The 11,445-nt window shown below is 65.0% G+C and carries 8 protein-coding genes, 1 tRNA gene and 1 pseudogene; 4 read left to right on the top strand and 6 right to left on the bottom strand.

Annotation, left to right across the window (positions count from 1 at the left end; all coding sequences use genetic code 11):
* Nucleotides 1-264 precede the first annotated feature (264 nt).
* The 3 genes and pseudogenes from ABIA71_RS15475 to ABIA71_RS15465 all read right to left on the bottom strand — a co-directional run.
* Nucleotides 265-2,452 (bottom strand): annotated as a pseudogene (locus ABIA71_RS15475) (RHS repeat-associated core domain-containing protein); the annotation flags it as partial.
* 643 nt (nt 2,453-3,095) lie between these two features.
* A tRNA-Ser gene (locus ABIA71_RS15470) sits at nt 3,096-3,185 on the bottom strand.
* Between the two features lie 155 nt (nt 3,186-3,340).
* Nucleotides 3,341-4,333: a LysR substrate-binding domain-containing protein gene (locus ABIA71_RS15465; protein WP_354286366.1), complete on the bottom strand. Its 993-nt coding sequence runs from the start codon at nt 4,331-4,333 to the stop codon at nt 3,341-3,343.
* A 125-nt stretch (nt 4,334-4,458) separates the two neighbouring features.
* On the opposite strand from ABIA71_RS15465, the gene ABIA71_RS15460 reads away from it, so the two are divergent.
* Together ABIA71_RS15460 and ABIA71_RS15455 are read left to right on the top strand one after the other, a co-directional pair.
* Nucleotides 4,459-5,040, top strand: coding sequence for an FMN-dependent NADH-azoreductase (locus ABIA71_RS15460; RefSeq protein ID WP_354286364.1), 582 nt, complete (start codon nt 4,459-4,461; stop codon nt 5,038-5,040).
* Between the two features lie 199 nt (nt 5,041-5,239).
* Complete coding sequence (locus ABIA71_RS15455; protein WP_354286362.1) at nt 5,240-5,590, top strand: SH3 domain-containing protein; 351 nt, start codon at nt 5,240-5,242, stop codon at nt 5,588-5,590.
* Between the two features lie 239 nt (nt 5,591-5,829).
* Here the strand turns inward: ABIA71_RS15455 and serS are convergent, their stop codons facing one another.
* Nucleotides 5,830-7,110 carry a serine--tRNA ligase gene (serS, locus tag ABIA71_RS15450; protein WP_354286360.1) on the bottom strand — a complete coding sequence of 427 codons (1,281 nt, stop codon included), beginning with the start codon at nt 7,108-7,110 and terminating at the stop codon, nt 5,830-5,832.
* 133 nt (nt 7,111-7,243) lie between these two features.
* Between serS and ABIA71_RS15445 the strand changes: the two genes are divergently transcribed.
* Entirely contained in the window at nt 7,244-7,873 is a 630-nt protein-coding gene (locus ABIA71_RS15445) for an energy transducer TonB (protein WP_354286358.1), read from the top strand.
* A gap of 157 nt (nt 7,874-8,030) precedes the next feature.
* Nucleotides 8,031-8,609 (top strand): energy transducer TonB, encoded by a 579-nt coding sequence (locus ABIA71_RS15440; protein ID WP_354286356.1) that lies wholly within the window; start codon nt 8,031-8,033, stop codon nt 8,607-8,609.
* A gap of 167 nt (nt 8,610-8,776) precedes the next feature.
* Here the strand turns inward: ABIA71_RS15440 and aroA are convergent, their stop codons facing one another.
* Both aroA and pheA read right to left on the bottom strand, forming a co-directional pair.
* Nucleotides 8,777-10,090 (bottom strand): 3-phosphoshikimate 1-carboxyvinyltransferase, encoded by a 1,314-nt coding sequence (gene aroA / locus ABIA71_RS15435; RefSeq protein WP_354286354.1) that lies wholly within the window; start codon nt 10,088-10,090, stop codon nt 8,777-8,779.
* Between the two features lie 113 nt (nt 10,091-10,203).
* Entirely contained in the window at nt 10,204-11,397 is a 1,194-nt protein-coding gene (gene pheA / locus ABIA71_RS15430; protein ID WP_354286352.1) for a prephenate dehydratase, read from the bottom strand.
* Between the last annotated feature and the right edge of the window lie 48 nt (nt 11,398-11,445).

The raw sequence follows: 11,445 nt of genomic DNA, 5'->3' as shown, positions 1-11,445 counted from the left end.
TTCTCGGACGCTTCTTTTTTCTCTTTGACCTGTCTCTTCCGAGGATGAAGACGGACGTATAAATGAAGATCAGCCCACCAACGATTCCGGCCACTCCGCTTATCAAGTTGTAGTTCGATTGCCCGATGAAGTCGATAACTGCCCTATACAATCCACAGTGAGGCCTGCAAGGACCAGGCCCAATCTGCGCTCCGTCCATCACGGCCAAGCCATAAAGGATGATCAAAAGACCGACCAGAACTCCGAATATTCTGATGAGCATAATTACCTTCTAGATCCACGATGAATGAGAGCATCAATGAGTGCTCGCGCCCAATTGTCCCAACCCTTCGGAGGTTTCGGGGGATAGGGCTCTGGTGAGTTCCTGTAGTAGGCTCTCGCACATCTGCAACCGCGAGCATTGACCTGAGCCACTGTGGGATCGCTTGGAAACCCACCCTTCATGACGTCACCCGATGTGCATTCGTCGGGGGATTTCCTGCATATCTCAATCGAGCAGTATTGTGTGTAATCGAACTCATTCGTAAGACTCGCGGCATTTTCGATGGAGGCGACCTCCTCCGGAGAGAGTCCGCGAGAATAAATTGGAGATGTATGCGAATTTGACTGCAATGCGTTCAGATGTGCCCGCAATGCCGTTCGCCTCTGCGCCGCATTTCCTCCACCCGGCCTCGCCTGCAGGCCGAAAGGATCAGTCAGAGAAAGAGGATTCCCATCAGCATAGCCATATGTACTGATGCCCCCCCCCCAGACCAATCGGATCACTTTGCGTGTATCGGCCCGCGAATGGATCGTATTCCCGCCGATAGTTGTAGAACGCCCCAGTTGCATCCGTCGCCTGCTGCCCCGGGAAGCGAAGCGGCAGGTCAAAGGCCACGCCGTCACCGTCGGGATCCGTGTTCGGCGCCTGATTGCCGAACACTTCGCTCTTGCTACTCCATTCCCATATGGTCACGTTGCGAGCGGGATCGATCACAACGCGAGGGGTTCCGAGATGATCAGGTTGGATGTAGAGCAGCTCCTGAGTACCAGCACCCGAAGCACTGACCAAAGCCACCGGATAGTCATCCAGCCAGATCGCCTGCTGCGACGGGCCCGATGCCAGATGATCCCCTAGCCACCGCCCAGCTTCGTCATACAGCGTAATCCGCGCATCACTGTTCGATGGAGCGCGAAGAATGCGTTCTCCGCGATGGTTGTAGCCATAGCGTTCGACCACACTTCCATCCTGCGTCAAAGCAACCAATCGGTTCGCATCGTTGTAGGTGAATGATTTGCCTCTCGCGCTAACGGTATTGCCAGCAGCGTCATGGTCACGCGTGTCATCGTCGACGGCCATCAAGCGATGACTCGTTGCCGGGTAGGTGTAAAGCGATGTGACGCCAGCAGTTGTCAGCGAAGTGCGGTTGCCCGTGGAGTCATACGCGTAGGTCTCGATGGGCGTCCCGGTGGCACCGTCCTGAGTCTGGGTCAGCCGCCCCAAAGCGTCATAGGCATACCGCCCCATAGTCTCCGAACCACTGTCATTCTTCAGCGACACGATGGAGCCAAGAGGATCGTAGCCGTAACTCTGGGAAAGGCCTCCAGCGTTCGGATCATTCACCGCTCGCGGGCGGTAATCGAGATCCAGTGGACGATCAAGCTGTCGACCGTTGCCATACGTCCAGCCGGTGGCCGGAGCGAAAGCGGCATACTTCACATCCTTGACTACGATCTGTCTCGCCTGACCTGACCGGGTCAGGCCGATCTGGTTTACGCTACCGAAGCCATCGCGCACGTAATCGACCACGCTCCCGTCCGGCTGCATCAGCTTCATCAACTGGCCAGACGGGTTGTAGATATATCGTACCGCCCGGGTTACGCCGTTGACCGTCTGCACTTTGCGGGTCACCTGACCGAGGCGGTCATAGCAGTACAACGTGCTGCCACCGGCATGTTGAACCTGTCCGAGCCGCCCCTTGGCGAAGCGCTCGTTCGCAGCACAGGACGCCGGCACCAGATCGTAGCTGTAGCTCATATTCAGACTGGCGTCCGGATAGACAATACCGGTCACACGATCAATCGCGTCGTACTGATACGACGCGGTGACACCGCGAGCATCGGTGAACGTGCGACGGTTGCCGCCGGAGTCAACCGTGTACTGGCTCGCACCGCTGTCTGGACTGACTTGCCCAGTCAGGTCGCCAAAACCGTTGTAGGAATAGGTTGTAGACAGCCCCTTGGGATCAGTTACCCGGGCCGCCTGGTCCATGGCGTTGTAATGCGTACGGGCTTCCACATCCAGACCGCCAACGTCCTGAAGGGACAGCACAAGGCGATTCAATGGATCGTATTGCTGCCGACTCCTGCGACCAAGGGCATCGGCCCTGGAAGCGATGTTGCCGTTGGCATCGTACGAGAAGTCGGTGGGATTGGCCTCGGCCTCCGTAGTCAATTGCCCAAACTGGTTATAGATATAGTTGTGTCCCGCGTACGCAGGCAATGTTGCTTGGCATGTAGCCATTGCCTGCTGCATAGACGTATATGCAAGAGCCGCAGGAGAAATCGCACATCCAGCCACGGAAAGAAGCGTAATCAGCAGCCGAGAGACTAGCCAACTGACACCTGCTTTAGAAAAAAATGTGGCCGGACTTATCCGTCGGATCTTCCTCATGACCTTGCCTCTTCCCTGAAAGTACCAATCAAACTTCCTTAGCAACAAGATTTCGTGGAAGACGCGGAGGCTTCGACATGCACATGAGACCATATCGATACAACCACGCCCGCCTCTCCCATCCAATCGCGCTGCTGTCTGTCCCCCGTCTACCCTCGACTGCGGCCTCCAATCTTCAGTCGAGGCAGCAATCACCTTTGGGAAACTACACGAAGCCCGCACCCAGGACATCGCCCATAAGCGTCAACTGACACCAACGGCAACAAATCTGTGCGGAACCGAATGAGATCCACCGCTCAGGTTTGCACAGCAGAATCCGGCACAACCGGAGTCAGGCCAATGACACGAGCCCTCAACTGACAGCATCCGCTCAAGGCATCCGTCCCGCACCGCCCAGAAAAACAAAAAGAACCCTTGCTTCCAGGGACTCTTCTGAACATCTTGGCGGAGAGAGTGGGATTCGAACCCACGGAAGGTTTGACCCTTCGCCGGTTTTCAAGACCGGTGCCTTAAACCGCTCGGCCATCTCTCCGTATCGGTAGCGCACTTCGCGCCCCGCGTGCCCGGGTCATTGCAACCCGGGCATCCGGTCGGGGCAGCGCCCCTTCCGGCATGGCTCCCCGGCACTGGCCGGGGGTCGCATTCTCGCATTTCACGTGGGGTTTGCCCACCCGGCCGGTGCCAGGCTCAGCCCGCATCCACCGCCAACGCACCCAACGCACTGGCCTTGATCTTCTCCTTGGCCCGCTCGCACGCGCCACCGCAATCCAGGCGCGAGGCCTCCAGCTGCGGCGGCAGGTGTTCGGCCAGGAAGTCGATGAACACACGCACGGCCGGCAGCAGGCCGCGGCGCGAGGCGAACACGGCGTGGCACACGCCCTGCGGCAGCGACCATTCCGGCAGCACCACTTCCAGCTCGCCGCTGCGCACGGCGTCGGCGCAGACGGTCTCGGGCAGCATGGTGATGCCGAAACCGTCCTTGACCATGCTCTGCAGCAGCGGGAAGTCGAACCCGGCCACGCGCGGCTGCAGGTCCACCCGGCGCACGGCGCCGTCGGGGCCATGAAGTTCCCAGCGCTGGCGGGCTTCGTCTTCGCTGATGCTCAGGGTGACGTGATTGGCCAGTTCGTCCGGGTCCTTGGGGCGGCCGGCGCGGTCGAGGTACTTCGGGCTGGCCACCAGCAGTTCCTGCACCTGGCCGAAGCTGCGCATGACCAGGCTGCCGTCATCGTCCAGCCGCGAACGCACGCGCAGGGCGACGTCGTAGCCTTCGTTGATGATGTCCACGCGGCGATTGCTGATGTTCAGCTGCAGGCGGACCTTGGGGTACTGGGCCAGGAACTTGGGCAGCAGCTTGGGCAGCTGCATCTGCGCCAGCGAGACCGGCACGCTGGCGCGTACCAGGCCGCGGGGCTCGGCACTGAGCCGGTCCACCACTTCGCGCGCGGCCTGGGCCTCGGCGAGCATGGTCTGGGCGTGGCGGTGCACGCTGGTGCCCACGTCGGTGACGGCGAAGCGGCGCGTGGAGCGCTGCAACAAGCGCACGCCGAGGTCGGTTTCCAGCTGGCTGATGCGCCGGCTCAGGCGGGATTTGGGGATGCCCAGCGCGCGTTCGGCCGCGGCAAAACCGCCGTGGTCGACCACCATGGCGAAGTAGTAGAGATCGTTTAGGTCGTGCATACCGAAGTTCCAGATATAGAACAATACGTGGTATTCAACCACCTTTATCCCAGCCAAGCAACAACCTAACCTGTTCTCCGTCGGCGGCGCCTTGCCCGCCCCTCCCCAGATAACAGGTGATTGCCATGAAGCTTCTTCACATCGATGCCAGCGTCCTTGGCGACAACTCGGTTTCCCGCCAGCTCTCCGCCGCCGTGGTCCAGCAGTGGCGCGACCAGGTGCCGGGCCTGGAAGTGACCTACCGCGACCTGGACGCCCAGCCCGTTGCGCACCTGCGCAGCAGCTCGTTGGCCCAGTCCGACGCGGCGGAAGTGGCCGACGCGGCGCTGGTGCTGGAGCAGTTCCTGGCCGCCGACGTGGTGGTTATCGGCTCCCCAATGTACAACTTCAGCGTGGCCTCCACCCTCAAGGCGTGGATCGACCGCCTGGCGGTGGCCGGCAAGACCTTCAAGTACACCGACACCGGCCCGGTGGGCCTGGCCGGCGGCAAGCGCGTGATCGTGGCCAGCAGCCGCGGCGGCCTGCACACCGGCGCCCCGACCGACTTCCAGGACCCGTACCTGCGCCAGGTGTTCGCGTTCTTCGGGATCGACGATGTGGAATTCGTGCGCGCCGAGGGCATCGCCTACTCGCCGCAGCACCGCACCGACGCCATCGCCCAGGCGCTGGCCGCGCTGCCGCAGCCGCGTGAGCTGGCGGCTGCCTAAGGTGTAACACCACGCCGTTCCTCCTCGTCGTGGCGGCGTGGCGCGCAACACCGGTTCTCCCTCCCCCGCCGGTGTTGCGCCTGATGGCCCCTTTTTTGGGGCCATCTTCTTTTTCGATGGCGCAACTGCGACGTAAGTGCTGGGCGGGGCGTGAGCGCTTTATTAGGCTGGTCGCCTACCAAGTTCAGGACGGACCCGCATGCGCTATCTGGTCGTTGCTCCGCACCGGAGTGAATTCCCCCACCCCATTACGCTGGCGCGTGGCCAGGCGCTGCAGGTGGGCGAGCGTTATGAAGGCACGGAAGGCTGGGACGACTGGTACCTGTGCGAAGCCGCCGACCAGGCACCGGGCTGGGTGCCGGCGCAGGTGATCGGGCGGGATGCGCAGGGCGATGCGTTTGCGCAGGAAGACTACTGCGCACGCGAGCTGGACGTGGACCCGGACCAGGTGCTGGTGGGTGGGCGCGTACTGAACGGCTGGGCGTGGTGCACGCCGGCGGGCGGGGGAGTTGAAGGGTGGGTGCCGTTGCGAGCGTTGCAGGCCATCTAAGAGCCACCCCATGGGTGGCTGAACGCCCCCCCGAACCTGCGCGGGGTAGAGCCACCCCATGGGTGGCTGAACGTAACCCCGGAACCTGCCCGGTAGAGCCACCCCATGGGTGGCTGAACGTAATCCCCGGACCGGGCCGCAGCCACCCACGCAGCCACCCATGGGGTGGCTCTACCCCCCGCCCCCCGCCGAGGCGAGACACACACAAAAAACCCGCCGTTCGGCGGGTTTTTCGTGGATCAGGCGATGGTGTCCAGACCGCCCATGTAGGGCTTCAGCGCATCCGGCACGGTGATGCTGCCGTCGGCGTTCTGGTAGTTCTCCATCACCGCGATCATCGCGCGGCCCACGGCTACGCCGGAGCCGTTGAGGGTGTGCAGCAGCTCGGGCTTGCCGGTGTCCGGGTTGCGCCAGCGGGCCTGCATGCGGCGCGCCTGGAAATCGCCGCAGTTGGAGCACGAGGAGATCTCACGGTAGGTGTCCTGCGAGGGCAGCCACACTTCCAGGTCGTAGGTCTTCACCGCGGCAAAGCCCATGTCGCCGGTGCACAGCAGCACCTTGCGGTACGGCAGGCCCAGCGTTTCCAGCACCACTTCGGCGCAGCGGGTCATGCGCTGGTGTTCTTCTTCGCTCTGCGCCGGGGTGCACGCGGCCACCAGTTCCACCTTCTCGAACTGGTGCTGGCGGATCATGCCGCGCACGTCGCGGCCGCCGCTGCCGGCTTCGGCGCGGAAGCACAGCGAGTGGGCGGTCATGCGCAGCGGCAGCTGGTCGGCGTCGATGATTTCGTCGCGCACGATGTTGGTGAGCGGCACTTCCGAGGTCGGGATCAGGTACCGGGTGGACTCGCCCACGGCGGTCTTGAACAGGTCGTCCTCGAACTTGGGCAGCTGGCTGGTGCCGCGCAGCGAGTCGGCATTGACCAGCGCCGGCACGTTGGTTTCCTGGTAGCCGTGGGTGTCGGTGTGCAGGTCCAGCATGAACTGGGCCAGCGCGCGGTGCAGGCGGGCCAGCGGGCCGCGCAGCACGGTGAAGCGCGAGCCGGACAGCTTGGCCGCAGTTTCCGCGTCCAGCCAGCGGTTGCGGGCGCCCAGCTCCACGTGGTCCAGCACCGGGAAGTCGAAGCTGCGCGGGGTACCCCAGCGCTTCTGCTCTACGTTCTCGGTTTCGTCCGCGCCGGCCGGCACGTCGTCGCCGGGCAGGTTGGGAATACCCAGGGCGATGGCTTCGATCTTGTCGCGCAGTTCGTCCAGGGCCACTTCCGAGGCCTTCAGTTCATCGGCGAACGCGGCCACTTCGGCCATGATCGCCGAGACGTCTTCGCCCTTGGCCTTGGCCTGGCCGATGGCCTTGGAGCGGCTGTTGCGCAGGCTCTGCAGTTCCTGGGTGCGCACCTGGATGCGCTTGCGGTCTGCTTCCAGCGACTCCAGCCCGGACACATCCAGCTCGAAACCGCGCGAGGAGCGCAGGCGTTCGGCAAGGTCGGCGGGGTGTTGGCGAAGCAGGGCTGGATCAAGCATGGCGTGTGCGATGGGGTTGGGACTGGAGGGGGATTATCGCCTGTTATGCGGATTTCTGCCGCCCGGGGGCCGCCATGTACCCCTCAGTCATTGCGGGCGTGGCAGAATCGGGGGGTTCACTACGGTATGGCTCATGTCCGCTTCCCGCTCTTCGTCTGGCAAGAACATCACCTTCCACCTGCCCCGGCGCAGCCTGATGATCGCCGGCATCGCCTTCGGCGTTGGCGTGCTGCTGTTCCTGGTGGTGTGGCTGAGCAGCCGCAACGACGACTTCTACAAGGCCGGCCCGGCGGCAACGCCGCAGCAGGTGGCCGACATCGAGCCGCTGCCCGAGCCCCTGCCCGCCGCGGCCGGCTCCAGCGACATGCCCGACGCCAAGCCCCTGCCGCCCGGCGAGGACGCCCCGCAGCTGGTGGAAACCGCGCCCCCGCCGCCGCCCGCGGCCGCCGCTCCGACCACCGAGGCCGCCCCGGTGGCCGCCGCTGCCGGTGACCGCCCGCAGCCGATCGCTGACCAGTCGCCGCCGCCTTCGTATCCGCCTGCCGCGCTGCGTCGTGGCGATGCCGGCACGGTGGTGGTGCGCGTGGATGTGGATGCCACCGGCTACCCCTCCAACGTGACCATCATCGAACGCAGTGGTTCACGCGATCTTGATCGGGCCGCATCCGATGCCGTGCGCCGTTGGCGCTTCCAGCCGGCGCAGAGCAATGGCCAGCCGGTGCCGGGCAGCATCGAAGTGCCGTTCGACTTCAAGCCGCAGTAATGCGCGGCCGCCGAATCATCACGCAACGCTGATTCGGCAACGGCTCATCAAGCTGAACCTCGATGGCAATGCAGTCACCGCGTTGACGGTGCGCTGACACATCCACAACCGGGTACGGGCAAGACTGCGGGTGTCAAAACGACATCAGGAGTTCGCCATGAGTGTTACCCATGCCCATGACATGCACGCTTCGCCGCAGCACCAGCGCGACGTGACCGATGAACCGGCCCGCCGCGGCACTTCGCCGTGGCTGTGGATGGCGCTGATCGTGGCGATGTTCGCCGCTGCGCTGGTCTGGTTGCGCTACGCCAACCCCAACGAAACCAGCACCGCACCGGTAGGCGAGCGCATGTTGCCGGCCACCGAAACGCCGGTTGCCACCACGGCACCGGCCCCGGCGACGCGCCAGGCTGCACCGGCCACCAACCAGCGCAAGCCGGCCGTCGCCGCGCGTAACCGCGAGGCGCGCCCGCTGGCCAGCAATGCCAAGCCGACCTATCCGGCCAGTGCGCTGCGCAGTGGCGTGCAGGGCAGCGTGGTGGCCAGCCTGAGCGTGGACCCGCGTGGTCACGTGACCGATGCCAACATCGTGCAGCGCACCGGTTCGCGTGACCGCGACCTGGACCGCGCGGTGCTGACCACCGTGCGCAACTGGCAGTTCGAGCCGGCCATGAACAATGGTCGCGCCGTAGCCAGCGTGGTGCGCGTGCCGGTGGATTTCCGTACGGAGCGCTAATTCGCTCAGGCGGGAACGAAAAGGGAGGCCAATGGCCTCCCTTTTTTTGTGGCACTCCGCGAGGAATGGCAGCCGGGCAGAGCCCGGCTCTACGGGCCTCACCCCACGCGGGAATGGCTCCTCCGTAGTGCCGGGCTCTGCCCGGCAACCACGCACATCCCAACCCTTCAGGCAGTACGCAGCCCGAAACCCGCCCCGGTGGACAACCCATCGAAATCCGGGAACGAGGTGGCGACGTTGGCGATGTCGTTCACCCGCACTTCGCCGCTGCTGAGCTGGCCGGCAATGGCGAACGCCATGGCGATGCGGTGGTCGCCGTGGCTTTCGATGGTGCCGCTGCCCAGCGTGCTGCCTCCGTGGATGGTGGCGCCGTCGTCGGTTTCGTCCACCTGCACGCCGAGCGTGCGCAGGCCGGTGGCCATGGCCGCCAGGCGATCGGATTCCTTGACCCGCAGTTCGGCCGCGCCGCGCACCACCGTGTTGCCCTGCGCTGCGGCGGCAGCCGCGAACAGTGCGGGGAACTCGTCGATCATGTCCGGCACCAGCGCTTCGGGAATCTCCGCACCGTGCAGTGGGGCGTAACGCACCACCAGGTCAGCCACGGCTTCCCCGCCCTGCTCGGCATGGTTTTCTTCGGTGATGTCCGCGCCCATCAGGCGCAGCGCGGCCAGCAGGCCGGTGCGGCGCGGGTTGAGGCCGACCGCGCGCAGGCGCAGTTCGGAGCCGGGAATGATGCTGGCGGCCACCAGGAAAAATGCGGCGGACGAGAAATCGGCCGGCACCACGATGTCGGTGGCGCGCAGGCGCTGGCCGCCACGCAGGCGGGCCTTGCCGGGCGAGAACTCGATGTCCACGCCGAACGCGCGCAGCATGCGCTCGCTGTAGTCGCGGGTGGGGTGCGGTTCGCTCACCGCGGTCTCGCCGTCGGCATACAGGCCGGCCAGCAGCACCGCGGATTTGACCTGCGCGCTGGCCACCGGCGAGGCGAAATCGATGCCCTTCAACGCCTGCCCGCCGTGCACGTGCAGCGGCGGGGTGCCGTCGCTGTCGGTGTCGATCTTCGCGCCCATCAAGGCCAGCGGGCCGGTAACGCGGCGCATCGGCCGGCGCGAGAGCGATTCGTCGCCCACCATCACGCTGTCGAACGGTTGCGCGGCCAGCAGGCCGGCCAGCAGGCGCATGCCGGTGCCGGCGTTGCCGCAGTCCAGCGGTGCGGTGGGGGCCTTCAGGCCGTCCACGCCGACGCCATGCACCACGCGCTGCGACGGCGACGGGGTGTCGATGCGCACGCCCATCTGGGCAAAGATCGCGGCGGTGGCGCGGGTGTCTTCGCCTTCCAGGAAGCCATCGATGTGCGACACGCCGTCGGCCAGCGCGGCGAACATCACCGAGCGGTGCGACACGGATTTGTCACCGGGAATGGTCAGGGTGCCCTGCAGGGGCTGGCCCTTGTGGGCAATCCAGTACGGCGTAGCGGTCATCGAAGGATCCTGTCAGGCAGCCGCGCGGGCGGCGATGCAGCGGTGTGCGGGAAAGGCGGCGCGCCGGGCTGGCGACGCCACCGAAGGCGCAGCACAGGGCTGCGCCGAGGCGATCAGGGCACGGCGACCGGGTAGGAACCCAGCACCTTGATCTGTGCAGAGTGCGCTTCCAGTTCGGCCAGCGCCGCCTGCATCGAGGCATCCTCGATGTGGCCGGCCAGGTCGATGAAGAAGCCGTACTCCCACTTGGCGTTGTGCGAGGGCCGCGACTCGATGCGGTTCATGCTGATGCCGTGGCGCGCGAACGGACTGAGCACGTCGAACAGCGCGCCGGGCTTGTCGTGGATGAACACCAGCACCGAAGTGCGGTCGTGGCCGGAGGTGGGGAAGATGTTGCGGCCCACCACCAGGAAGCGGGTGGTGTTGTCGGCATCGTTCTGGATGGGCTTGGTCACCACCTTCTTCAGGCCGTACACGTGCCCTGCACTCTCCCCGCCAATGGCGGCGGCGTCGTCGGCATTGCGGGCGCGGCGCGCGCCTTCGGCATTGCTCGACACCGGGATCTTCTCGGCCTTGGGCAGGTTGGCGCGCAGCCACGACGAGGTCTGCATGAACGACTGCGGGTGGCCATACACGCGTTCCACATCGTCCAGCCGACCACTGCGCGACATCAGGTACTGCTGCACGCGCAGTTCCACTTCGCCGCAGATTTTCAGGTTGGAGGTCAGGAACATGTCCAGGGTGATCTGGATGGTGCCCTGCCCCGAGTTTTCCACCGGCACCACGCCGAAATCGGCGTTGCCCGCTTCTACTTCCTGGAACACTTCTTCAATGCTAGCCAGCGGCAGGCCCAGCGCCGAGCGGCCGAAGTGCTTGAGCACGGCCTGCTGGCTGAAGGTGCCTTCCGGGCCCAGGTAGCCAATCTTCAGCGGCTCCTGCTGGGCCAGGCAGGCTGACATGATTTCGCGGAACACATGCACCAGCACTTCATCGCTGAGCGGGCCTTCGTTGCGGTCCACCACCATGCGCAGCACCTGCGCTTCGCGCTCGGGGCGGTAGTAATCCACGGCGGCGGCAAGCTTGCCCTTGGCCTTGCCCACCTGGTGGGCGAAGTTGGCGCGCTCGGCGATGAGCGCCTGGATGCTGCGGTCGATGTGGTCGATCTTGGCGCGCACGTCCGACAGCACCGGTGCGGGCGTGCTGGCAACGGCAGCAGCCTTGCCGGGGGCGGCCTTCGCAGGTGCGGTGGCCTTGGGCTTGGACGGCGCCTTGGTGGCGGCCTTGGGCTTGGCGGGTTTGGTGGCCATCTGGGTTCCAGGTGCAGTGGGGCGTCGCGCGCCCCGGGAAATACGAAA

It is taken from the genome of Stenotrophomonas sp. 2619 (genome assembly GCF_040548725.1).
Lineage (GTDB): Bacteria > Pseudomonadota > Gammaproteobacteria > Xanthomonadales > Xanthomonadaceae > Stenotrophomonas > Stenotrophomonas maltophilia_AP.
The sequence above is the reverse complement of the archived record's forward strand: the minus strand, read 5'-3'. Positions and strand labels throughout refer to the sequence as shown.

Bases quoted from the DNA above. Each gene is read 5' to 3' on its own strand.
- aroA (WP_354286354.1), bottom strand. From the start codon at position 10,090: ATGACCGCTACGCCGTACTGGATTGCCCACAAGGGCCAGCCCCTGCAG.
- pheA (WP_354286352.1), bottom strand. From the start codon at position 11,397: ATGGCCACCAAACCCGCCAAGCCCAAGGCCGCCACCAAGGCGCCGTCC.
- ABIA71_RS15440 (WP_354286356.1), top strand. From the start codon at position 8,031: ATGAGTGTTACCCATGCCCATGACATGCACGCTTCGCCGCAGCACCAG.
- ABIA71_RS15455 (WP_354286362.1), top strand. From the start codon at position 5,240: ATGCGCTATCTGGTCGTTGCTCCGCACCGGAGTGAATTCCCCCACCCC.
- ABIA71_RS15465 (WP_354286366.1), bottom strand. From the start codon at position 4,333: ATGCACGACCTAAACGATCTCTACTACTTCGCCATGGTGGTCGACCAC.
- ABIA71_RS15445 (WP_354286358.1), top strand. From the start codon at position 7,244: ATGTCCGCTTCCCGCTCTTCGTCTGGCAAGAACATCACCTTCCACCTG.
- ABIA71_RS15460 (WP_354286364.1), top strand. From the start codon at position 4,459: ATGAAGCTTCTTCACATCGATGCCAGCGTCCTTGGCGACAACTCGGTT.
- serS (WP_354286360.1), bottom strand. From the start codon at position 7,110: ATGCTTGATCCAGCCCTGCTTCGCCAACACCCCGCCGACCTTGCCGAA.